Genomic DNA, 22,292 nt, shown 5'->3' with positions numbered 1-22,292 from the left:
GCGCTGCGCGGGTCCCCGGTGCTACGCTCCGCAGTGAGCCGGGGGATCCGCCCGGCGACGACGGCGGGGCCTCCCGCCCAGCCCGTCCGCACCGCTCCAGCCCCTCCCGGATGGTGGTGATCACCGTTTTCCCGCACCCGTCCCCCGCAGCGACCACCGGCCCCACCCGCACCTTCGGCGTGGAGGAGGAGCTGCTCCTCGTGGACGCCGTGACGCTGGAGCCCGCCCCCGCCGGCCCGGACGCCGTGGACGCGCACGCCGCCGGCGTCCGCTCCTCCCCGGCGACGGCACCGGCGCACCAGGTCACCACCGAGCTGCAGCAGGAGCAGATCGAGGTCGCGAGTCCTCCGCTGACCGGCCTCGCGGAGCAGATCGCCGCGATCCGTCAGGGGCGCCGCCTGGCCGACGCCGCCGCCCGCGCGGTGGGTGCCCGCGCCGTCGCCCTCGCCTCACCGGTCACGGCGGGCGCCCCGCACCTCGTGCCCGCACCGCGCTTCCGGTGGCTCCAGGAGCGCTTCGGGCTGGTGGCCGCCGAGCAGCTGACCTGCGGCCTCCACGTCCACGTGGGCGTCGGCAGCCGCGAGGAGGGCGTGGCCGTGCTGGACCGCATCCGGGTGTGGCTGCCCGTCCTGCTCGCCCTGAGCGGCAACTCCCCGTTCTGGTACGGCCGGGAGAGCGGCTTCAGCAGCTACCGCTACCAGGCCTGGGTCCGCTGGCCCACCTCCGGTCCCACGGAGGTCTTCGGCTCGGTCGAGGAGCACGACCGGCAGCGCGAGGCCCTGCTGCGCTCCGGGGTGCCCCTCGACCTCGGCATGATCTACTTCGACGCCCGGCTCTCGGCCCGCTACCCCACCGTGGAGATCCGGATCACCGACATGTGCCTGGACGCGGAGCACGCCGGGGTGCTGGCCGCCCTCGGCCGGGCGCTGGTCGAGACTGCCGCCCGCTTTTCGAAGAGATTTTCGGCACCGGCACNCCGCCCGCCAGTGGCGGGCGGGCCTCCCCGCGCCGCCGGTGAGCGCGGCGCAGCTGCGGACCTGGTCCTGGCAGGCCAGCAGGGACGGCGTCGAGGGGCCGTTGATCAGCCCGGCCTCCGGCGCGCCCGCCCCGGCCGCGGACGTCGTGGCGGAGCTGCTGGCCGTCGTGCGCCCCGTGCTCGCCGAGTGGGACGAGGCCGCGCAGGTGGAGTCCGTGGTGGCCGGCGTCCTGCGGGACGGCTCCGGCGCCCGGCGGCAGCTGGCGGCCCACGCCGCGCGGCGGGACCCGCTCGACGTCGTGCGCCTGGCGCTCGAGGCGACCCACCGGTGAGGGCGCGGGGGCACCCGGGGCTCGAGCGGCGGCGCGTCGTCGCCGGCACCCACGCGGTCGACGTGCGGGGGACCTTCGACCGCGCGCGGCCCCCGGTGGTCCTCGTGCACGGCATCGGCATGTCGGGCCGGTACTTCCTGCGGCTCGCTGACGCGCTCGCGGCCACGCACGACGTCTACGCCGTCGACCTGCCGGGCTGCGGGTCCTCGCCGCGCCCCGCCCGGCCCCTGTCGGTGCCCGAGCTCGGCCGCGTGGTTGCGGGGGCCGTCGAGGCGCTGGGGCTGCGGGCTCCCGTGGTCGTGGGGCACTCCATGGGCTGCCAGGTCGTCGTGGACGCCGTCAGGGACCACCCCGGGCTGTGCGCCGGCTACGTGCTGGTGGGACCGACCGTCGACCCCACCGCGCGCAGTCTGCTCGGCCAGGGACGGCGGCTGCTGCGGGACACCGCGCGCGAGCCCCTGCGCACCAACGCCGTGGTCGTCCGCGACTACCTCCGGATGGGCCCGCTCCGCTATCTGCGCACTGCCCGGCACATGCTCCGCGACCGGATCGAGGAGGACATCCGGGGCTGCACGCCCCCCGGGCTGGTGGTGCGCGGGTCCCGGGACCCCATCGCCCGGCGGGACTGGTCCCGCCGGCTGGCCCGGGCGGCCCCCGACGCCCGCTTCCTGGAGATCCCCGGGGCCCCGCACAACGTCCAGCACACCGACCCCCGGGAGCTCGCCGCCGCCTGCGCGCCCTTCCTCGCCGCCTGCCGTCCCGGGAGCCCGGTGTGATCCCGCGGCCGGGCGCGGCGGCCGCGAATCTCGCGGCCTGGGCCCGCGACTACGTCTACGCGGTCCGGTGGCAGGCCGCGGGCGTCCTCGGCCGGTGGGAGCCCGCCCACTACCGGGGCCGGGGAGAGCCGGGGCGGACGCCGGTCGTGCTGATCCCCGGGATCTACGAGTCGTGGACGTTCATGCTCCCGGTGGCCGGGCTGCTGCGGGAGCACGGCCACGACGTCCACGTGGTGGAGGACCTGAGGTTCAACACCGGGACCATCGAGGACATGGCGGCGCTGGTCGACGAGCACATCCGCCGGGAGGGGATCGAGCGCTGCGTGCTGGTGGCGCACAGCAAGGGCGGGCTGATCGGCAAGCACCTCCTGGCCCACCACAACAAGGGCACCGTGATCCGGGGGCTCGTGGCCGTCAACACCCCCTTCACGGGCTCCGAGCTCGCCCGGCTCCTGCCCCTCCCGACGATCCGGGTGTTCCTGCCCCACTCCCCGGAGCTCACCGCGCTGACCACCCGCCGGGAGGTCAACCAGCACATCGTCTCCGTCTACGGCCTGTTCGACCCCCACATCCCGGGCGGCAGCCACCTGGAAGGGGCGCGCAACGTCCAGCTCGGCACGCGCGGTCACTTCCTGCCGCTCAGCGACCCGCGCGTGCACGAGGCGATCCTCGAGGGGATCGGCACGCTCACCCGCTGACCCCGCCGGCGCCCGGTGGCCCCGGCGGCCGCCGACCCGACCGGACCGCCCCGGCCCGGCGTCGGAGGCGACTGCTACTCTTCGGCCACCGAGCGCGCCCCGGACGGCGCGCCGCCGGAGACAGGAACGACGGACGACGCCGGAGGGACGGTGGGACCGTGGGCGAACTGGGACTGACCCCCTTCCAGGGCTGGGAGGTGATGTCCTGGGCCCTGCTGGCCGCCGCCGCCGTGTGGACCGTGGCCCGGGGCGTCCGGTGGCTCGTGGGACGCTACGGGCAGAACACCCGCTGGGGCCGCAGGTCGCGCACCCGGCTCGGCCTGCGGCGGGCCCGTGACGGTCTGCTGGAGCGCCACGCCGCCGGAGAGCTCACCGAGGACGAGTACCGGGAGCGGCTGCGGCTGCTCGAGCAGGAGGGCCGCTCCGGCTCGTGACCGCCCCGGGGCCGCGGGCGGGAACGTGCGAGCACCGGGCCCGGCGCAGCGCCACCGCGCCGTGCGGTTCACGCCTCCGGGCCGGCCGGTCCCCGGCGGTCGTCGTCGCCCAGGGCCTCGGTCCCGCGGACGTCCGCGAGCGCGGACCCGTCGCCGTAGGAGCTCGATGTGATGACGCTGAGCTTGCCGTTGGTCTCGAGCACGACCGCCTCGACCCGGGAGAGGTCCCCGGTGCCCTGCATGCGCACCGCCTGACGGATCTCCGACTCCGTGAGCCGGTTGCGGCGCAGCGCCTCGCCCCGGATCCGGCCGTCGGCCAGCAGCAGGACGGGGTCCGAGGTGAAGAAGCGCCGGGCCCCCGGACGGCGCGCCGAGACGAGGGCCACGAGCAGCTGGAGAGCCGCGAGCAGGGCCAGGGCGGTGGCGCCCTCGGCCCAGGAGACGTCCGTGCTGAGGAAGATGGTGGCGAGGGTCGAGCCGAGGGCGACCGTGACCACGAAGTCGAAGACGTTGAGCTGGGCGAGGGTGCGCTTGCCGGACAGGCGCAGGATCGCCACCAGCGTGGTGTAGGAGGCGGCTCCGACGAGCAGGATCCGGAGGATGTCGGCCCAGGAGTCAAACCACACGGCGGGCCTCCCGGTCCGTGATGAGGGGCCTGGGACAGGGGTGCTGCGGGCTCATGCGGGGGTCTCCTCCTCCTGTTTGCGCTCCGGCTCCCGGTGCTGGAGCCACGCGCTCAGCGGTGCGGTGGACAGCCCGTGGACGAGCACGGACAGGGTGACGGCCAGGGTGGTGTGGACGAAGATCTCGTGGTTGCCGGTGTGCCGTTCGGCCAGCGTCGCGTAGAACAGGGCGGAGACGCCGATGGGTCCGAACCAGCTCAGGACGAGCGTCTCGGCGCGGTCGTGCACGCCCCGCAGCAGCGGCCGGAGCGCCCACAGGGCAACGAAGCGGCGCAGCAGCAGCGCCGCGCCGAGGACCAGGGGAGCACCCCAGCCCAGTTCCGTCCACTCACCGACCGGCAGCGCCAGGCCGAGCAGGATGAACACCGGCAGCAGGAACAGCCGGGCCACGGCGTCCTGGACCTTGTCCTCCTGCGCCTCGTCCCGCTGGGGGATCACCTGCCCGAAGACCGCGACGCCCACGAAGACGGCCAGCAGGGCGTCGGTGCCCAGCAGCTTGCCGGTCCCGAGCAGCACGAGTGCCAGCGGCACCACGAAGGCCAGGTAGGAGCTCTCCTCCATGAGCCCGTGCCGGCGGACGACGACGAACAGCCTGCCCAGCAGGAAGCCCGCCAGCGCCCCGAACACCGCCGCGCCGAGCACCTCCCACAGCAGGACGGTGGTCAGCAGCTCGTGCCACGCCCGGTCCGGCTCGGTCAGCAGCAGCACCGGGAGGAGGACGAAGAGGTAGGCCAGTCCGTCGTTGAGCCCGCTCTCGGCCGAGAGATTGTGCCGGACCCGCTCGGGAATCCGCTCCTCGGCCAGGGAACCCGTGACGATCGGGGTGGTGACCACGGGGTCGGTCGGGGTGATGATCGCGCCCAGCAGCAGCGCCACCAGGAACGGCACACCCAGCGCCGCCCACAGCACGCCGGTGGCCACGACGAGCATCAGGGCCATGCCCAGCCCGATGACCACGGCGATCCAGCGGGCGTCGCTGCGCCAGTAGCCGTGCGGCAGGCGCAGGGCGACCCCGGCCAGGCCCACCGCCAGGGTGATCCGCGCCGCCTGCTCCAGCAGCGTTCCCGGGGGCAGGCCGAAGTCCTCGATCCGCACGAGGTCCAGCGCGTAGGGGCCGATCAGCGCGCCGAACGCGAGGGCGAGCACCGGGCCGGGGAGACTGATCCGCTGCAGCAGCGTCGAGAACGCCGAGATCAGCAGGACGGCTCCGGCGAAGAGCGCCAGCACCAGGTTGATGTCCATCGTCGTCCTTCCGTCCCTGTGGGGGCCGCGTCGCCGTCCGGGGCAGCGGATGCTTCCACCGTAACCCTGCTGATGGTCCCCGGGGCAAGCACGGAGGCCGAACCTCCGGGACGGGCCCGGGCGCCACCGGGTAAGGTCCCCGGGAAGGACGGTCATCGACTGGGACGGAGCGACGACGTGGACGTGCTGCTGACGCTGCTGGGGACCACGGTGATCGTGCTCGGCCTGCGGGACATGTACCACAGCCTGCTGCACCCCAGCGGCTCGGGCGCCGTCGGCGGCCGGGTGCAGTCGGGCGTCTGGTGGGTCTCCCGGCGCACCGGGCACCGCTTCGGCTCGGCCGTGGGCCCGGGCTCGATGATCACGGTGGTGCTCCTGTGGGTGCTCCTGCAGGGCCTCGGCTGGGCCCTGATCTACCTGCCGCACGTCCCCGAGGGCTTCACGTACTCGCCGGGGGTGGACCCCGCCGCCTACCCCGATCTCCTCGAGGCCCTCTACCTCTCGTTCGTCACCCTGGCGACGCTGGGGTTCGGGGACGTCGTGGCCACCGACCCCTGGATCCGGCTGGCCACCCCGCTGGAGGCGCTGACCGGGTTCGCCCTGCTCACGGCGGCCCTGACGTGGTTCACCCAGATCTATCCGCCGCTGTCCCGCCGCCGGGCCCTGGCGCTCGAGCTGACGTCCCTCGCCGAGGTGGAGTACGCGGACGGGATCGCGGAGGAGGACCCCGTGACGGCGGCCCGGGTGCTGGACGGGCTGACCGCGGAGGTGTCCCGGGCCCGGATCGACTTCACCCAGCACGGCGAGACGTACTACTTCCAGGAGGAGGACCCGGACCTCTCCCTGGCCCGGCAGCTGGCCTACGCCCTCGAGCTGCGCGACCGTGCCGCCGCGTCCTCGGCGCCGCCGGTGCGCACGAGCGCCCGCCGCCTGGGCCTGGCCCTGGAGCAGCTCGCGCGAAAGCTGCGGGAGGACTTCGTCAGCACGGGGGAGGCCCCCGGGGAGGTGTTCGCCGCCTACGCCGCGGATCACCTGCGGGAGCCGGGCCGCTGACCCGCGGCCGGGAACAGATTCCCGGGACCGCCGGTTGCGCGGAGCATGAAGGCATTGACGTACGCCCGCTACGGCGGCCCCGAAGTCCTCGAGCTCACCGACCTCCCCGAGCCCAAGGTCCCCCCGGGCTGGGTGCTCCTGAAGGTGCGCAGCGCCGCGATCAACCCCGTGGACTGGAAGATCATGGCCGGCGGCCTCGATCCGCTGATGGAGGTCCAGTTCCCGGTGGTGCCCGGCTGGGACGTGTCCGGGGTCGTGGAGGCCGTCGGCATCGACGTCCCGGAGTGGGCCCCGGGCGACGAGGTGATCTCCTACGCCCGCACGGACTGGGTGCACGGCGGGACGATGGCCGAGTACGTCGCCCTGCCCGCACGCCTGCTCGCGCCGAAGCCGGCCTCCGTGGACTGGGACCGGGCGGCCGCGCTGCCGCTCGCCGGGCTCACGGCCTACCAGGTCCTCGGCCGCCTGGAGGCGGCCGCGGGAGAGACCGTGCTCGTGCACAACGCCTCCGGGGGCGTGGGCGGCTACGCCGTCCAGCTCGCCGCGGCCCGGGGCGCCCGCGTGATCGGCACGGCGTCGGAGGCCAACCACGAGTACCTGCGCGGTCTCGGCGCGGAGCCCGTGGCCTACGGGGACGGGCTGCCCGAGCGGGTCCAGGAGCTGGCTCCGGACGGCGTGGACGTCGTGGTCGACCTCGTAGGCGGGGTCGTGGAGCAGACGCTCGCCGTCCTGAAGGACGGGGGGCGGCACGCCTCCGTGGCCGACGACGCGGTCGAGGCCCACGGCGGGACGTGGATGTGGGTGCGTCCCTCCGCCGAGGACCTCACCGAGCTGGGCCGTCTGGTGGACCGGGGCGCGCTGCGGATAGAGCTCGCCCGCAGCGTGCCCCTGGCCGAGGGTGTGGAGGCCTACCGGCTCAGCCAGGAGGGGCATGTCCGCGGCAAGATCGCCGTCCGGATGGCGTGAGCCCCCGGCGACCCGCGCCGCGTAGGTGCACAGCAGGCTGACTGGCACAATGTCCCTGTGACCGACCAGACAGAGATCCTGAGCGCCCTCGAGGACGCGCGGGCGCTGCTCGCGGCGTCGACCCTCCCGCTGTCCACGACCGACGTGCTGCGCGAGCGCGAGGACATCGACCGTGCCGTCGCCCAGCTCGACGACTACGTGCTGCCCCGGGTGCGCTCCCTCGACGCGCCGCTGCTCGCGGTGGTCGGCGGCTCCACGGGCGCCGGCAAGTCGACCCTGGTCAACGCGGTCGTGGGGCACCCCGTGACCCGGTCCGGGGCCATCCGCCCGACCACCCGGCAGCCCATCCTGATCCACCACCCGCGCGACGCCGAGGCGTTCTCGACCCAGCGGGTGCTCCCGCACCTGAGCCGGATCCACGCGCGGAAGGTCATCCCCGCCGGCTCGACCGCAGCGGACACCGCCTCCCCGTCCGCGCTGCCCGGCACCGCGGACGGCCAGGCCCTCGTGCTGCTCGCCGAGCCGCGGATCCCCGAGGGCGTCGCCCTGCTCGACGCCCCGGACGTCGACTCGATCTCCGACGAGAACCGCCGGCTCGCGGGGCAGCTGCTGGCCGCCGCCGACCTGTGGCTGTTCGTGACCACCGCGAACCGCTACGCCGACGCCGTGCCGTGGCGGCTGCTCGTCGAGGCCGCCCAGCGGGACATCACGGTGGCCGTGGTCCTCGACCGGGTCCCGCAGGGGCTCGAGGCCGAGATCGAGGACGACCTCCGGCGGATGCTCGCCGAGCAGGGCCTCGGGGACGCCCCGGTGTTCACCGTCCCGGAGTCACCGCTCAACGAGATGGGCATGCTCCCGCCCCACGTCGTCGCCCCCGTGGTGGACTTCCTGGCCGAACTGGGGCGCAACGCCGCCTCCCGCTCGGAGATCGCCCGCCGGACCCTCGGCGGCGCGGTCCGCTCCATCGCGGAGCGCACCGGCGCGGCCGGGACGGCGGTGCTCTCCCAGCACCGCGTCGAGGCGCAGCTGCGCCACGACGTGGACCGCGCCTTCGACGAGGCGCTCGCCGCCGTCATCGAGTCGACCCGGGACGGGACCCTGCTGCGCGGCGAGGTCCTCGCCCGCTGGCAGGACTTCGTGGGCACCGGCGAGTTCTTCCGCAACCTCGAGGCCGGGATCGGCCGGATGCGGGACCGGCTCACCGCCTTCTTCAGCGGGCGGCCGGCACCCGAGGTCCAGGTCGAGGAGGCCATCGAGACCGGTCTGCAGACCGTGATCGTTGAGGAGGCCGCGCGCGCCTCCGAGACCGCGGAGCGCCGCTGGCTGGACGAGCCTGCGGGCCGGGTCCTGCTCGGCGGGTCCGACCTCGGCTCGCTGCCCCCGGACTTCCGCGAGCGCACGGCAGAGCAGGTGCGCGCCTGGCAGGGCGACCTCATGGAGCTGATCCAGCGCGAGGGCGCGGACAAGCGGACCAGGGCGCGGGCCATGTCGCTGGGTGTGAACGCGCTCACCGTGATCCTCATGATCGGCGTGTTCTCCATGACGGGCGGGCTCACCGGGCTGGAGGTCGGCATCGCCGGCGGCTCCGGCGTGGTGGGCACCAAGCTGCTCGAGGCGGTCTTCGGGGAGGACGCCGTGCGGCGGATGGCCGAGGACGCCCGCAAGAACCTCGAGTCCCGGATCCACACGGTCATGGACCAGCAGGCGTCCGTGTTCCTGCGGCGCCTCGACGTCCTGGACGGGCACCCGGAGGCCGACGAGCTCGTGGCCGTGGCCGAGCGCATCCGCGCCGCCGGGCGGACGCTGGGGGAGAGCGCATGAGCCCCGCCCGGCAGGCGGCGCCGACTCTCTCCGAACGGCTCACCGCGCTCGCGCGCGCCACGGAGCTGGCCTCCGGCCGGCTCGACGACGAGGCCGTGGCGGCGTCCCGCACCGTCCTGGACCGCGCCGCCGAGCGGCGCTCCCTGTCCGCCGACCACACCGTGGTGGGCTTCTTCGGGGCGACCGGGTCCGGGAAGTCCACCCTGTTCAACGCGGTCGTGGGACGGGACATCGCCCGGGCCGCCGCCCGCCGCCCCACCACCTCCGAGCCGCTGGCCGCCGTCTGGGGGGAGCCGGGCAGCGAGGCCCTGCTGGACTGGCTCGGTGTCACCCAGCGCCACCACGTCGACACGCCCCTGCCCACCGGGCACGCGGACGCCGGCCGGTGGACGCGCGTCAAGGAGCGGATCACGGGCGCGCCCGCCGCGGAGGCGCCCGGCGGCCTGATCCTGCTCGACCTGCCGGACTTCGACTCCGTGAGCCTGCACCACCGCACCATCGTGCAGCGTCTCGTCGGCATGGTCGACGTCGTGGTGTGGGTCGTGGACCCGCAGAAGTACGCCGACGCGGTCATCCACCAGGAGTTCATCGCGCCGCTGGCCCGGCACGGGGCCGTGACCATGGTGGTGATGAACCAGGTGGACCGGCTGCCGGACGCCGAGGTCCCCGCCGTGATGGCCTCCCTCGAGGAGCTCGTGGCCCAGGACGGGCTGCCCACCACGGGGCTGTCGAAGCCGGTGGCCGTCTCCGCGGTGACGGGGGAGGGCGTCGAGGCCCTCCGCGCGCGGATCCGCCAGGTGGCCGACACCAGGGCGGCGGCCGGCGCCCGGCTCGACGCCGACGTGGACGACGCCGCCGCGCTGCTCGCCGAGGCCTCCGGGGACGGGGAGCCTGCCGGGATCACCGAGCCGGCGCAGGAGCGGCTCACCGACGGGCTGGCGCAGGCCGCCAACGTGCCCGGGATCGCCCGGGCCGCCGGGAGGTCCTACGCCCTGCACGCGGCGGAGCACACGGGGTGGATCCCCACCCGGTGGCTGCTGAGGTTCCGCAAGGACCCGATGCGGCGGCTGAACCTCGACCGGGGCGGGACCGTGAACCCCGAGGTCAACCGCACGTCCCTGCCGCCCATGGGCGCCGCCCAGCGGGCCGCGGCCGACTCCGCGGTGCGCACCTTCGCCCACGACGCCGCAAACGGGGCCGCCGAACCGTGGACCCGGTCGGTCCGGCAGGCCGCGCGCACCCACGAGGAGAGGCTGCCGGACGCGATCGACCAGGCGGTCGCCCGCACCGACTTCCGGGCCGGGCGGAACTCCTGGTGGTGGCTCGTCCTCGACGTCGTCCAGTGGCTCGCGATGCTCGCGGTGGTCGCGGGTCTGCTGTGGCTCCTGGGCCTGTTCCTGCTCGAGTGGTTCCAGATCCCCGTCCCGCCGCCCCCGTACGTCGAGGGCTTCCCGCTGCCCGTGCCCACGCTGCTCGTCCTCGCCGGGGTGGTGCTCGGGATCTTCACGGCCCTGACCGGCCGGGTCCTCGCCGGCTTCGGCGCCCGGATGCGGGAGCGCTCGGTGCGGCGCCGGCTGCGCGAGTCGGTGGCCGAGGCCGCCCGGCGCACCGTCGTCGACCCCGTGCGGGCGGAGCTCGAGGCCTTCGCCGCCTTCCGGAGGGCGCTGGCCGTCCTGCGCGGCTGAGCGCGGCGGCCGCGGAGCGTCCCCCGCCGCACGGCGGGGGACGGCAGGGCGGGGGCCGCCGGCGCCCGGCTACTGGGTGGTGGCCCGGACCGCCTCCGTGAGCTGGCGCGCGGCCTGCACCACGACCTCGGCGTGCAGCCGGCCCGGCTGGCGGGTGAGCCGTTCGATCGGTCCGGAGATCGACACCGCGGCGATCACCCGGCCCGAGGGTCCGCGCACCGGGGCCGAGACGGAGGCGATGCCCGGTTCGCGCTCGCCCAGCGACTGCGCCCAGCCCCGGCGGCGCACCCCGGCCAGCACGGTCGCGGAGAACCGCGCGTGGCGCAGGCCCTCGAGCAGGCGGTCGTGGTCCTCCCACGCGACGAGCACCTGCGCGGCGGAGCCCGCCTTCATCGACAGCTGCGTGCCCACCGGGATCGTGTCCCGCAGCCCGATCGGCCGCTCGGCGGAGGCCACGCACACGCGCCAGTCGCCCTGCCGGCGGAAGATCTGCGCGGACTCCCCGGTGGCGTCCCGCAGGTTCATCAGGACGGGGCCGGCGGCCGCGATCAGGCGGTCCTCGCCGGCCGCGGACGCCAGCTCCACGAGCCGGGAGCCGAGCACGAACCGGCCCTGGATGTCCCGTCCCACGAACCGGTGGTGGGCCAGTGCCACGGCCAGCCGGTGCACGGTGGGCCGGGCGAGGCCCGTGGCGCTCACCAGCTGGGCCAGCGTCGCCGGCCCCGCCTCGAGGGCGTCGAGGATCATCGCGGCCTTGTCGACCACCCCCACCCCGCTGGGCGCGGTGGTCGCGGTCAGCGCGAGCGACTCCCCGGTGCCCTGCCCGCCCAGCGGCGTGCCGAGCGGGGCGCCGGACGGGTCCATGTGTCCAGATGTGTCCATGCAATGATACTGACGTCTCAGAATGTGAGAAGCAAGCCCGAAAGCTGGCCCGTCGCGAGCCGGGCGCCGACCATGGAGGAAACACGTTGCACAGGCAGCACGGAAGGATCCGCCATGCCGGACTACCAGTCCTCGACCCCCTCCACGACCTCCGCCGCACCCTCCGGGCCCCGGGGCGGGCGCACCCTCGCCGAGAAGGTCTGGGCGGACCACCTCGTGCGCCAGGGCGAGGACGGGCGGCCGGACCTGCTCTACATCGACCTCCACCTGCTCCACGAGGTCACCTCGCCGCAGGCCTTCGAGGGGCTGCGCCTGGCGGGCCGCCCGCTGCGCCGGCCCGAGCTCACGATCGCCACCGAGGACCACAACACGCCCACGCAGGACATCTTCTCCCGCATCGCCGACGACACGTCCCGCAAGCAGATCGAGACCCTGCGGGCCAACTGCGCCGAGTTCGGCGTGCGCCTGCACCCGCTCGGGGACGCCGAGCAGGGCATCGTGCACGTGGTGGGCCCCCAGCTGGGCCTCACCCAGCCCGGGATGACCGTGGTCTGCGGCGACTCCCACACCTCCACCCACGGCGCGTTCGGGGCCCTGGCCTTCGGCATCGGCACCTCCGAGGTCGAGCACGTGATGGCCACCCAGACGCTGCCGCTCGCCCCGTTCCGGACCATGGCCATCAACGTCGAGGGCACGCTGCGCCCGGGGGTGTCCGCCAAGGACATCATCCTGGCCGTGATCGCCAAGATCGGCACCGGCGGCGGACAGGGCTACGTCCTGGAGTACCGGGGCTCGGCCATCCGCACCCTGTCCATGGAGGCCCGGATGACCATCTGCAACATGTCGATCGAGGCCGGCGCCCGCGCGGGCATGATCGCCCCCGACGACACCACGTTCGACTACGTCCAGGGCCGCCCGCACGCGCCGCAGGGCGCCGACTGGGACGCGGCCGTCGAGTACTGGCGGACCCTGCGCACCGACGAGGACGCCGTCTTCGACGCCGAGGTCTTCCTCGACGCGGACGAGCTCGAGCCGTTCGTCACCTGGGGCACCAACCCCGGCCAGGGCGTCCCCCTGTCCCAGGCCGTCCCCGACCCCGAGGACATCGGGGACGAGAACGACAAGGCCAACGCCCGCCGGGCCCTCGAGTACATGGGCCTGGCCGCCGGCACCCCGATGAAGGAGATCCCGGTGGACACCGTCTTCCTGGGCTCCTGCACCAACTCCCGGATCGAGGACCTGCGGGCGGCGGCGGAGATCGTCAAGGGCCGCGCCAAGGCGCAGAACGTCCGGATGATGGTGGTGCCGGGCTCGGCCAAGGTGCGGCTGCAGGCCGAGGCCGAGGGCCTGGACCGGGTGTTCAAGGACTTCGGCGCGGACTGGCGCTTCGCGGGCTGCTCGATGTGCCTGGGCATGAACCCGGACCAGCTCGCCCCCGGCGAGCGGTGCGCCTCGACGTCGAACCGCAACTTCGAGGGCCGGCAGGGCAAGGGCGGGCGCACCCACCTCGTCTCCCCCGTGGTGGCCGCCGCCACCGCGGTGCGCGGCACGCTGTCCTCCCCGTCCGACCTCGAGCCCGCCGGCGCCCCCACGGACCTCGCGTCCGCCGGCGCCTGAGCCCTCGACCCGAAGCCCAGAAAGGCCCTGCCATGGAGAAGTTCACCACCCACCGGGGTGTCGGCGTCCCGCTGCGCCAGTCCAACGTGGACACCGACCAGATCATCCCGGCCGTCTACCTCAAGCGGATCACCAAGACCGGCTTCGAGGACGCCCTGTTCGCCGCCTGGCGCAAGAACGAGGACTTCGTGCTCAACCGGGAGCCGTACCGGCACGGCTCCGTGCTGGTGGCCGGGCCCGACTTCGGCACCGGCTCCTCCAGGGAGCACGCGGTGTGGGCGCTGCGCGACTACGGCTTCCAGGCCGTCATCTCCTCCCGGTTCGCGGACATCTTCCGCGGCAACTCGGGCAAGCAGGGGCTGCTGGCCGCACAGGTCGACCAGGCGGACGTCGAGCTGCTGTGGAAGCTGATCGAGGAGCACCCCGGCACCGAGATCGAGGTCGACCTCGAGTCCCGCACGGTGACGTGCGACACGGTGACGGTGCCGTTCACGATCGACGACTACACGCGCTGGCGCCTCATGGAGGGCCTCGACGACATCGGCCTCACCCTCCAGCGCGAGGAGGACATCGCCGCGTTCGAGGCGGGCCGACCCGCCTTCAAGCCGACCACGCTGCCCGCCCGCACCTGACCCCGTCACGCCCGGCACGGCCCGGCGGAGCCTCCCACGGCCCGCCGGGCCGTCGTGCTGTCCCGGACACGCACGACGCCCGCCCCTGTGCGGGGGCCCGCGCCGGGGAACCTACACTGTACGGGTGCCGCTCCCGCTCGGGGGTGGCCCGGCAACAGCAGATCGGAAGGTCATGAGCAGCGCACTGCACATCACGGGCGGAATCCCCCTGTCCGGGCAGGTCACCGTGCGAGGTGCCAAGAACCTCGTCCCCAAGGCCATGGTGGCCGCCCTCCTGGGCTCCACACCCTCCGTCCTGGAGAACGTGCCCCAGATCAAGGACGTCCAGGTCGTCACCAACCTGCTGGCGCTGCACGGGGTCGACGTGGGGCGCGAGGACGGCCGACTGGCCCTGGACCCCTGCAACGTCACCACGGCGCGGCACGCCGACATCGACGCCCACGCCGGGGACTCCCGGATCCCGATCCTGCTGTGCGGGCCCCTGCTGCACGCCATCGGCGAGGCGTTCATCCCCGACCTCGGCGGGTGCAAGATCGGCGACCGGCCCATCAACTACCACCTCGACGTGCTGCGCCACTTCGGCGCCCGTGTCGAGAAGCTGGAGTCCGGGATCCGGATGAGCGCCCCGCACGGCCTGCACGGCGCCAAGGTCGAGCTGCCCTACCCCTCGGTCGGCGCGACCGAGCAGGTGCTGCTCACCGCCACCCGGGCCGACGGCCACACCGAGCTGCGCGGCGCCGCCACCGAGCCCGAGATCATGGACCTCATCGCGATCCTGCAGAAGATGGGCGCCATCATCACCGTCCAGACCGACCGGGTGATCCGCATCGAGGGCGTCCCCGAGCTCACCGGCTACCGGCACCGGGCCATGCCGGACCGCATCGAGGCCGCCTCCTGGGGCTCCGCCGCGCTGGCCACCGGCGGCGACATCTTCGTGGCCGGGGCCCGGCAGTCCGACATGATGACCTTCCTCAACACGTTCCGCAAGATCGGCGGGGGCCTCGACATCCGGGAGGAGGGCATCCGCTTCTACCACCCCGGCGGGGACCTCAACCCGCTCATCGTGGAGACCGACGTCCACCCCGGCTTCATGACCGACTGGCAGCAGCCGCTCGTGGTCGCCCTGACCCAGGCCACGGGCGTGTCCATCGTGCACGAGACCGTCTACGAGAACCGCTTCGGCTTCACCGCCGCCCTCAACCGGATGGGGGCCACGATCCAGCTGCACCGCGAGTGCCTGGGCTCCGTGCCGTGCCGCTTCGGCCAGCGCAACTTCGTGCACTCGGCCGTGATCTCCGGGCCCACCCCGCTGCAGGCCTCCGAGATCAACATCCCCGACCTCCGCGGGGGCTTCTCCCACCTCATCGCGGCGATGGCCGCCGAGGGCACGTCCCACGTCACCGGCGTGGAGCTCATCGAGCGCGGCTACGAGCACTTCACCGACAAGCTGACGGGGCTCGGGGCGTCCTTCGAGCTCGACGGCGAGTGAGCCGGGCCCGCCGATGAGCCGCACCTCGAACCGCCGCCTGTTCCGCGTGCTCGCGGGCGTCGTCAAGCCGGCCTACCGGCTGGCGGCCCGGCTGCGCTGGACGGGGGAGGAGCACCTGCCCGCCGAGGGCGGGTTCATCGTGGTGCCCAACCACCTCACCGAGCTCGACCCCCTGACGGTCGCGATCACGCTCTACGACAACGGGATCATGCCGCGGTTCCTGGCGAAGGAGTCCCTGTTCCGCGCCCCCGGGGTGGGGACGGTGCTCCGGGCCACCGGCCAGGTCCCCGTGCTGCGCGGCACGGCCGACGCCGCGGCGGCGCTCACGGCCGCCCGCGCCGAGCTCGCCTCCGGCGGCGCCGTGGTGATCTACCCCGAGGGCACCCTCACCCGGGACCCCGACCGGTGGCCGATGACCGGGCACACGGGCGCCGCGCGCCTGGCCCTCGCGACCGGGGCCCCGGTGGTCCCGGTGGCGCACTGGGGGGACCAGGAGGTCCTCGACCACGACCGCTCCACCGGCCGGCGCACGGTCAGCCTGTTCCCCCGGAAGGACGTGCGCGTGCGGATCGGCCCGCCCGTGGACCTCACCCCGTGGCGGGACGACGTCCCCGACCTGACCCATCCGGTGGGCCGCCACGCGGCGCGGCTCGAGGACGCCACCGACGCCGTCATGCGCGCCGTGACCCGGGAGCTCGCGGTGCTGCGCGGCACGGACGCGCCGGCAGTCCTCTGGGACCGGCGCCGGGGAGGCCGCCTGTGACGCCCCCCGAGACCGCCGCGGCCCCTGCCGGCGGCCTGCCCGCCGCCGGGCCGCGGAGGATCGCCGTGCTGGGCGCCGGGTCCTGGGGCACGACCTTCGCCAAGATCCTCGCCGACAGCGCCCGCGAGTCCGCCCACGCCCGGGCCGAGCCGATCGGGCGGACCGTGGCCCTGTGGGGACGCAGCGCCCCCGCGATGGACCACACCGCGCGCACCCGCGTCAACGACCGCTACGTGCCCGGCATCCGGCTGCCCGAGCGCCTGGAGATCACCGCCGACCTCGCCGCCGCCGTGCGCGGCGCGGACCTGGTGGTCCTCGCCGTGCCCGCCCAGTCCCTGCGCGCCCAGCTGACCGCCGTGGCCGGACACCTCGAGCGCGACGCCGTGGTGCTGTCCCTCGCCAAGGGGCTCGAGCGGGACACGGGGCTGCGGATGAGCGAGGTCGTCGCCGAGGAGCTGGGACGGGCCACCGGGCTGGGCCCCCGGCACTGGCGGGCGCGCACGTGCGTGCTGTCCGGGCCCAACCTGGCCATGGAGATCGCCGAGGAGCAGCCCACGGCCTCCGTCGTGGCGGCCCCCGCCACGGACCTGGCCACCTGGGTGGCCCACGCCTGCCGGACCCGCTACTTCCGCCCCTACACGAACACGGACGTGGTGGGCACCGAGATCGGCGGCGTCGTCAAGAACGTCATCGCCCTCGGGGTGGGCATCGCCGACGGCCGCCACTTCGGGGAGAACTCGAAGGCCTCCATCATCACCCGCGGGCTCGCCGAGACGATCCGGCTCGCGCTCGCCCTCGGCGGGAGGCTGGAAACCCTCTCCGGCCTCGCCGGACTGGGCGACCTCGTGGCCACCTGCTCCTCCCCGCTGTCCCGCAACCGCACCGCGGGCCGGCTCCTCGGCCTGGGCCTCACCCCGGCGGAGGTCCAGGAGGAGATGACCCAGACCGCCGAGGGCATCAAGTCCGCCCCCGCCGTGCTCGCCCTGGCCCGCCGCCACGGCGTGGACATGCCCATCACCGAGGCCGTCGTGGCCATCCTCCGCGAGGAGATCACCATCGACGACGTGGCCCCGCTCCTGCTGGGCCGCGAGATCAAATCCGAAGGGACCGCCCCATGACCCCCCGCCCCTGCGTCGCCGTGCTGTTCGGCGGACGCTCCAGCGAGCACTCCATCTCCCTCATCACCGCCCTCGGGGTCCTGCGCGCCATCGACCGGGACAAGTGGGACGTGGTGACCGTCGGCATCGCCACCTCCGGCGAGTGGTTCCTCTGCCCGCAGGAGGAGCTGGAGGCGCTGCTGGACGCGAACCCGATCGCGGAGCTGCCCGTGGGCGACGAGCTCGTGAGCCTGCCGCTGAAGGTCGGGGAGAGCGAGCTCATCGTGCGCCAGGACGGTCCCTGCGGGCAGACCGTCAGCCGGGACCGGCACATCGACGTGGTGCTGCCCCTGCTGCACGGGCCCTTCGGCGAGGACGGCACCCTGCAGGGTCTGCTCGAGCTCGCCGACCTGCGCTACGTGGGCTGCGGCGTCACGGCCTCCGCGGTGGGGATGGACAAGCACTTCATGAAGCTCGCCTTCGAGGCGGCGGGCCTGGCGGTGGGCCCCTACACCGTGGTGACCGACCGGCAGTGGGCCGTGGACCCCCAGGACGTGCGCGAGCGCATCGCCGCGCTGGGCTTCCCCGTGTTCGTCAAGCCCGCCCGGGCGGGGTCCTCCTTCGGCATCACGAAGGTGGAGCGCGCCGAGGATCTGGACGCCGCGATCGAGACCGCCCGCGAGCACGACCGCAAGCTGGTGGTCGAGGCGGGGATCGTGGGGCGGGAGATCGAGTGCGCCGTCCTCCAGGGCCGCGGGACCGCCGCCGCCCGGACCTCCATGCCCGGCGAGATCGAGATCGTCGACGAGCACGCGTTCTACGACTTCGAGGCGAAGTACGTCTCGCAGGCCTCCGCGCGGCTCAGCTGCCCCGCGGACCTGCCGCAGGAGGCGATCGGGACGATCCGCCGCAGCGCCGTGACCGCGTTCGAGGCGCTGGACGGGGAGGGCCTGTGCCGGGCCGACTTCTTCTACACCCCCGACGGGCGGGTGGTCATCAACGAGATCAACACGATGCCGGGGTTCACACCGATCTCGATGTACCCCCGGATGTGGGCCGCCTCCGGGCTCGACTACGCCGAGCTGATCGACGAGCTCCTGGGCCTCGCCCTGGAACGGCCGGTCGGGCTGCGCTGAGCCGCGGCACACCACCGGGGGCGGAGCCCCCGGCTCACGCAGCGGGCGACGCGGTGACGACGACGTTCTTGCCGACCGCGTCCTGGGTGTAGCAGCTGATCAGGACGATGCGGTTCGGGACGATCCGCCAGATCTCGCTGTCCTTCAGCGTGTCCTTCTCGTAGGTGGTCACCGAGTCCACCACGTAGTCGAGGGTCCCGTCCACGGTCTCGACCTCGAGCTCCTCCCCGACCAGGGTCGGGTCGCTCAGCTTGTTGAAGGGCAGCTCCACCTTGTCGTAGCTGTGCCCCGCGATGTACGTGGTGTTCGTCGACCCCTCGCCGGGCATCCCGTACGGCGTGAGCCGGTAGCCGCTGTAGGTCTGCGGAGGCACGAGCGAGCCGCCCTCGAGGTCCTCGTCGGTCGGGTCGTAGGGGAGCACGTCGGCGTCGAAGCCGACCGAGTCTATGCTCAGGCGCACCGGCGACGCCGCGGCCGGCACGTGCCCCAGGAGGTGCTGGGCGAGGAACCACTGGTTCATGAGCGCCACCCACAGCACGGCGGCGCACAGCGTCACCACCGCCGCCCGCCGGACCAGGGGATCCCTCTCCTCGGCCGGGACGGGGCGCGGCGGTCCCGCCACGGTGCTCGTTGCCATGCTGTGCTGTCCTCCTCCGACCTGACCTGTTCTCCGACCCGGCGCGTTCCGCCGGGGTCGGTGCCGTGCCGGCGCCGCCCCGCGGGCACCACCGGCACGGCACGCGGCTCAGGCGCCGCTGCGCCCGAGCCTCCGGGCCCGGTACGCGAGCGCACCGGGAAGGGCCACTGCCGCCGCGAGCAGCGCCGTGAGCAGACCGGCGCCGGCCGCCTGCCCCATCGGTGCCGCGGTGAGGCGGGTGTCCACGTTGAGCCCCGGGTTCGCGGCCCCGGCGGCGGCCTCCTGGGGCGCGAGCTCCGGGACCACCTCCTGCTGGACCGCGGCTGCGGCCGGCGCGGCGGGTGCCGCGTCGGACAGCGCCGGTGCCTCCGGCGCCACGTCGGCCACGAACGGAGCCGGCGCCTCCGCCGGTGCGGGCAGGACCTCCTCGGCGGCCGGCACGTCCACGGGCGCGGCAGCCGGGACGTCCACGGGCGCGGCGACCGGGACGTCCGCGAGGGCCGCGGCCGGCAGCTCGGGCGCCGCCACGTCGGCGACGACCGGTGCGGGCTCGGCGACCGGGACCTCCGCCGGTGCGGGCGGAGCCGCCTCGGCGACCAGGACCTCGGCGACCGGGACGTCCGCGGGCACCGCGGCCGGCAGCTCCGCCACGGCACCGGCCACCTCGGTGGATGCGGCCGCGCCCGGTGGGGCGTCGACCGGCGGGGCGTCGCCAGGTGCCGCGACGGCCGCCGGGACGCCCAGGAACAGGCCCCCCACCAGCACGGTCGCCGAGGCACCGGCAACAGCCAGTCTTCTCGTAGTTGTCATGTCGATGCGTCTCCTGTACTCCGTAGTCGGCCCGGGCCCACCCCAGGACCGCCAGCGCGCCGCACGGCCCCACCGGGGTCCTTGCCGCGCCCCCGCGCGGACGGACCCCCGTCACGTCGTGCCGCTCGTCGTTCGGCGCGGACGGGGCGTGCGCCCGTCCCGCGGAGCCGGAACCCCCTGCCGAAGAACAGCTGTGCTGTTAACTATCGTCCACATCCCGGCATTAGCAAGGGTGAACTGTTACGTGACGGGAGGAGTCCCGGCCTGCAGCACCGGACCCGGCGAGCGCCTCCGGGCCCTCGTCACCGGTCCGCCGGGGGTGTCCGCACCGGCCGCCCCGGCCCGTGCGGGTCACGGGACAGCACTAGTGGGGACACGGATCGGGTCGCCGTCGTCATTCGCTTGCGCACATGATGGGGGAGGGACGTGGTCCCGCGGCGGCCGTCCGGGGGGACGGTCGCCCCGACAGGGGGAATTCGATGACGTCCGCGGTGCTCGAGGCCGAGAACCTGGTCAAGATCTACGGCCGGGGGGACACCCGTTTCGCCGCGCTGCGGGGCGTGGACCTGCGCATCCGGCACGGGGAGTCCGTCGCCGTCGTCGGGAAGTCCGGCTCGGGCAAGTCGACCCTGATGCACCTGCTCGCGCTGCTCGACGCGCCCACCCGCGGCACGGTGTCCCTGGACGGCAGGCCGGCGGCGTCGATGACGGCCCGTGAGCTCAACGAGACGCGCAACGCCGCGTTCGGGTTCGTGTTCCAGCAGTTCTACCTGACCCCGGACCAGACCGTCCTGGAGAACGTGGTGCTGCCGCTGCGCATCGCCGGGGTCCGCCCCGGAGCGCGCCGGCGCCGTGCCCTGGACGTGCTCGAGCGCCTGGACGTGGCGGAGAAGGCCTCCAGCCGTGCCGCCGACCTGTCGGGCGGGCAGAAGCAGCGGGTCGCGATCGCCCGGGCCCTGGTCAACGACCCCTCCGTGATCTTCGCCGACGAGCCCACCGGCAACCTTGACTCGGCCACCGGCGCGGTGGTCCAGGACCTCCTGCTCGAGCTCCACCGGGAGCGCGGCATCACCCTCGTCGTCGTCACCCACGACGAGGACCTCGCCCGGCGCTGCGGACGCCAGGTGCACCTGCACGACGGTCTCGTCGTGGACGCCCCTCCACCCCGGCAGGCCCCCGCAGCCGGGGCGGACGACGCCGGAGGGGACGACGCAGGAGGGGACGACGCCGGCGCGGACGACGAGGTCGTCGTCGGAGCGGTCGGAGGTGCCCGGTGAGGTGGTCCGACCTGCTGGCCTCCGCGGTCGCCAACACCGCGCGCGCCAGGATCCGCGCCACCCTGACCGTGCTCGCCGTCTTCATCGGTGCGTTCGCCCTGACCCTCACCTCCGGCATGGGCACCGGGGTGAACCGGTACATCGACGACACCGTGGCGGCGTTCGGCGACGCCGACGCGCTCTACGTCCAGAAGTCGCAGCCCCTCATCGAGCTGTCGTCGACCTCGGGCCCGCGGGAGTACGACCCGGACACCACCCGGATCCGGACGGGGTTCGGCGTGTCCTTCGAAGGGCTGACCCCCGAGGACATCGAGGTCATCGAGGACCTGGACGGGGTGCGCTCCGTGAAGCCGATGTACTCCGTGGCCCCCACCTACCTGGAGGCCGCCGACGGCAGCCGGTTCCAGCTCTCCCCGGGGATCCCCGTCGACGCCGTGGGCCTGCAGATGGTGGCCGGCGGAGCGCCCGCCGCGGGCCGGGACGAGATCGCGGTCCCCGACAGCTGGGTCGCCGACCTGGGCTTCTCCTCCGCGCAGGAGGCCGTCGGAGGCCGCGTCGACGTGGTCATGACCAACATGGCGGAGCAGGACCGGGCGTTCCCCGCCACGATCTCCGGGGTGACGCAGGCCAGTCTCGTCGGGACCTCCCTGAACCCCATCCCGTCGGACACGTTCAACGAGCGGCTCTACGACTACCAGGTCAGCGGCGTCCCGGAGGAGGTCCCGGAGAGCTTCGCGATGGCCACGGTCACGGTCGAGGACATGGCCCTGGCCCCCGGGATCCAGGCGCGGCTGGAGGAGCAGGACATGCTCGGGCTCACCGTGGAGGACCAGCTCGGCATGTTCCGCGCCGTCATCAACGCCATCGTGTGGATCCTCAACGCCTGCGCCGTCATCGCGCTCGTGGCCGCCGGGCTCGGCATCGTCAACACCCTGCTGATGTCGGTCCAGGAGCGGACCCGGGAGATCGGCCTGATGAAGGCCATGGGCATGAGCGGAGGCCGGGTCTTCGGCCTGTTCTCCCTCGAGGCCGTCTTCATCGGGTTCCTCGGGGCGGTCGTCGGCGCCGTCGCGGGCGTCGTCGGCGGCTCGGCCCTGAGCGGGGCGCTGGCCGACGGGTTCCTGTCCGGGCTGCCGGGGCTGTCGCTGTTCGCGTTCGAGTCGTGGCGGGTGGCCCTGATCGTGCTCTCGGTCATGGGGATCGCGTTCCTGGCCGGGACGATCCCCGCCGTCCGGGCCGCGCGGAAGGACCCCATCGCCTCCCTGCGCCACGAGTGACCGGGCGGG

20 protein-coding genes are annotated in these 22,292 nt (G+C 74.3%); 15 read left to right on the top strand and 5 right to left on the bottom strand.

The window, feature by feature from the left end; genetic code table 11:
• The first annotated feature begins 110 nt into the window (after window positions 1–110).
• From H488_RS38350 to H488_RS26600, 3 genes are all read left to right on the top strand, one after another.
• Complete coding sequence (locus H488_RS38350) at window positions 111–2,084, top strand: glutamate--cysteine ligase (RefSeq protein WP_441295099.1); 1,974 nt, start codon at window positions 111–113, stop codon at window positions 2,082–2,084.
• A complete protein-coding gene (locus H488_RS26605; protein ID WP_017833204.1) occupies window positions 2,081–2,782 on the top strand; it encodes an esterase/lipase family protein in 702 nt (233 codons plus the stop codon). The genes H488_RS38350 and H488_RS26605 overlap by 4 nt, the downstream gene beginning before the upstream one ends.
• Window positions 2,783–2,940: 158 nt before the next feature.
• Window positions 2,941–3,216 (top strand): hypothetical protein, encoded by a 276-nt coding sequence (locus tag H488_RS26600; RefSeq protein WP_017833203.1) that lies wholly within the window; start codon window positions 2,941–2,943, stop codon window positions 3,214–3,216.
• A gap of 68 nt (window positions 3,217–3,284) precedes the next feature.
• Here H488_RS26600 and H488_RS26595 read toward each other — a convergent pair whose 3' ends face one another.
• Window positions 3,285–3,842: a DUF421 domain-containing protein gene (locus tag H488_RS26595; RefSeq protein ID WP_017833202.1), complete on the bottom strand. Its 558-nt coding sequence runs from the start codon at window positions 3,840–3,842 to the stop codon at window positions 3,285–3,287.
• Window positions 3,843–3,893: 51 nt separating this feature from the next.
• On the bottom strand, window positions 3,894–5,141 hold the full coding sequence (locus H488_RS26590) for a cation:proton antiporter (RefSeq protein WP_017833201.1): 1,248 nt from the start codon (window positions 5,139–5,141) through the stop codon (window positions 3,894–3,896).
• 177 nt (window positions 5,142–5,318) lie between these two features.
• Here H488_RS26590 and H488_RS26585 point away from each other — a divergent pair, with 177 nt between their 5' ends.
• From H488_RS26585 to H488_RS26570, 4 genes are read left to right on the top strand one after another with little or no spacing between them, the layout of a single operon-like run.
• On the top strand, window positions 5,319–6,194 hold the full coding sequence (locus tag H488_RS26585) for a potassium channel family protein (RefSeq protein WP_017833200.1): 876 nt from the start codon (window positions 5,319–5,321) through the stop codon (window positions 6,192–6,194).
• Window positions 6,195–6,239: 45 nt separating this feature from the next.
• Window positions 6,240–7,160, top strand: coding sequence for an NADP-dependent oxidoreductase (locus tag H488_RS26580; protein ID WP_031282908.1), 921 nt, complete (start codon window positions 6,240–6,242; stop codon window positions 7,158–7,160).
• A gap of 57 nt (window positions 7,161–7,217) precedes the next feature.
• Window positions 7,218–8,981, top strand: a complete 1,764-nt coding sequence (locus H488_RS26575) for a dynamin family protein (RefSeq protein ID WP_017833198.1) — start codon at window positions 7,218–7,220, stop codon at window positions 8,979–8,981.
• A complete protein-coding gene (locus H488_RS26570; RefSeq protein WP_017833197.1) occupies window positions 8,978–10,666 on the top strand; it encodes a dynamin family protein in 1,689 nt (562 codons plus the stop codon). Before H488_RS26575 ends, H488_RS26570 begins: the two co-directional genes overlap by 4 nt.
• Before the next feature lie 69 nt (window positions 10,667–10,735).
• On the opposite strand, the gene H488_RS26565 is transcribed toward H488_RS26570, so the two are convergent.
• The gene (locus tag H488_RS26565; protein WP_255219483.1) at window positions 10,736–11,548 is read right to left on the bottom strand and encodes an IclR family transcriptional regulator; all 813 of its coding nucleotides are present in this window, start codon (window positions 11,546–11,548) and stop codon (window positions 10,736–10,738) included.
• A gap of 114 nt (window positions 11,549–11,662) precedes the next feature.
• Here H488_RS26565 and leuC point away from each other — a divergent pair, with 114 nt between their 5' ends.
• The 6 genes from leuC (at window position 11,663) to H488_RS26535 (ending at window position 18,282) form a co-directional block, all read left to right on the top strand.
• Window positions 11,663–13,165 carry a 3-isopropylmalate dehydratase large subunit gene (leuC, locus tag H488_RS26560; RefSeq protein WP_017833195.1) on the top strand — a complete coding sequence of 501 codons (1,503 nt, stop codon included), beginning with the start codon at window positions 11,663–11,665 and terminating at the stop codon, window positions 13,163–13,165.
• Between the two features lie 32 nt (window positions 13,166–13,197).
• On the top strand, window positions 13,198–13,797 hold the full coding sequence (gene leuD / locus H488_RS26555; RefSeq protein WP_017833194.1) for a 3-isopropylmalate dehydratase small subunit: 600 nt from the start codon (window positions 13,198–13,200) through the stop codon (window positions 13,795–13,797).
• Window positions 13,798–13,969: 172 nt separating this feature from the next.
• Window positions 13,970–15,286 carry a UDP-N-acetylglucosamine 1-carboxyvinyltransferase gene (murA, locus tag H488_RS26550; protein ID WP_017833193.1) on the top strand — a complete coding sequence of 439 codons (1,317 nt, stop codon included), beginning with the start codon at window positions 13,970–13,972 and terminating at the stop codon, window positions 15,284–15,286.
• Between the two features lie 13 nt (window positions 15,287–15,299).
• The gene (locus H488_RS26545; RefSeq protein ID WP_017833192.1) at window positions 15,300–16,049 is read left to right on the top strand and encodes a lysophospholipid acyltransferase family protein; all 750 of its coding nucleotides are present in this window, start codon (window positions 15,300–15,302) and stop codon (window positions 16,047–16,049) included.
• Window positions 16,046–17,167, top strand: a complete 1,122-nt coding sequence (locus H488_RS26540) for an NAD(P)H-dependent glycerol-3-phosphate dehydrogenase (RefSeq protein WP_017833191.1) — start codon at window positions 16,046–16,048, stop codon at window positions 17,165–17,167. The genes H488_RS26545 and H488_RS26540 overlap by 4 nt, the downstream gene beginning before the upstream one ends.
• The gene (locus tag H488_RS26535) at window positions 17,164–18,282 is read left to right on the top strand and encodes a D-alanine--D-alanine ligase family protein (protein ID WP_017833190.1); all 1,119 of its coding nucleotides are present in this window, start codon (window positions 17,164–17,166) and stop codon (window positions 18,280–18,282) included. Before H488_RS26540 ends, H488_RS26535 begins: the two co-directional genes overlap by 4 nt.
• Before the next feature lie 34 nt (window positions 18,283–18,316).
• Here H488_RS26535 and H488_RS0118310 read toward each other — a convergent pair whose 3' ends face one another.
• Both H488_RS0118310 and H488_RS36055 read right to left on the bottom strand, forming a co-directional pair.
• Window positions 18,317–18,919, bottom strand: coding sequence for a class F sortase (locus tag H488_RS0118310; protein WP_017833189.1), 603 nt, complete (start codon window positions 18,917–18,919; stop codon window positions 18,317–18,319).
• Window positions 18,920–19,027: 108 nt separating this feature from the next.
• On the bottom strand, window positions 19,028–19,729 hold the full coding sequence (locus tag H488_RS36055) for a hypothetical protein (protein ID WP_126350231.1): 702 nt from the start codon (window positions 19,727–19,729) through the stop codon (window positions 19,028–19,030).
• Between the two features lie 479 nt (window positions 19,730–20,208).
• Between H488_RS36055 and H488_RS26525 the strand changes: the two genes are divergently transcribed.
• Window positions 20,209–21,006, top strand: a complete 798-nt coding sequence (locus H488_RS26525; protein ID WP_017833187.1) for an ABC transporter ATP-binding protein — start codon at window positions 20,209–20,211, stop codon at window positions 21,004–21,006.
• Window positions 21,003–22,283 (top strand): ABC transporter permease, encoded by a 1,281-nt coding sequence (locus tag H488_RS26520; protein ID WP_017833186.1) that lies wholly within the window; start codon window positions 21,003–21,005, stop codon window positions 22,281–22,283. Before H488_RS26525 ends, H488_RS26520 begins: the two co-directional genes overlap by 4 nt.
• Window positions 22,284–22,292 lie beyond the last annotated feature (9 nt).

The organism is Kocuria sp. UCD-OTCP (assembly GCF_000349605.1).
Lineage (GTDB): Bacteria > Actinomycetota > Actinomycetes > Actinomycetales > Micrococcaceae > Kocuria > Kocuria rosea.
The sequence above is the reverse complement of the archived record's forward strand: the minus strand, read 5'-3'. Positions and strand labels throughout refer to the sequence as shown.

Coding starts and splice junctions, on each gene's coding strand:
- H488_RS26535 (WP_017833190.1), top strand. CDS start 17,164: ATGACCCCCCGCCCCTGCGTCGCCGTGCTGTTCGGCGGACGCTCCAGC.
- H488_RS26590 (WP_017833201.1), bottom strand. CDS start 5,141: ATGGACATCAACCTGGTGCTGGCGCTCTTCGCCGGAGCCGTCCTGCTG.
- leuD (WP_017833194.1), top strand. CDS start 13,198: ATGGAGAAGTTCACCACCCACCGGGGTGTCGGCGTCCCGCTGCGCCAG.
- H488_RS26570 (WP_017833197.1), top strand. CDS start 8,978: ATGAGCCCCGCCCGGCAGGCGGCGCCGACTCTCTCCGAACGGCTCACC.
- H488_RS26565 (WP_255219483.1), bottom strand. CDS start 11,548: ATGGACACATCTGGACACATGGACCCGTCCGGCGCCCCGCTCGGCACG.
- H488_RS36055 (WP_126350231.1), bottom strand. CDS start 19,729: ATGACAACTACGAGAAGACTGGCTGTTGCCGGTGCCTCGGCGACCGTG.
- H488_RS0118310 (WP_017833189.1), bottom strand. CDS start 18,919: ATGGCAACGAGCACCGTGGCGGGACCGCCGCGCCCCGTCCCGGCCGAG.
- H488_RS26525 (WP_017833187.1), top strand. CDS start 20,209: ATGACGTCCGCGGTGCTCGAGGCCGAGAACCTGGTCAAGATCTACGGC.
- H488_RS26545 (WP_017833192.1), top strand. CDS start 15,300: ATGAGCCGCACCTCGAACCGCCGCCTGTTCCGCGTGCTCGCGGGCGTC.
- leuC (WP_017833195.1), top strand. CDS start 11,663: ATGCCGGACTACCAGTCCTCGACCCCCTCCACGACCTCCGCCGCACCC.
- H488_RS26580 (WP_031282908.1), top strand. CDS start 6,240: ATGAAGGCATTGACGTACGCCCGCTACGGCGGCCCCGAAGTCCTCGAG.
- murA (WP_017833193.1), top strand. CDS start 13,970: ATGAGCAGCGCACTGCACATCACGGGCGGAATCCCCCTGTCCGGGCAG.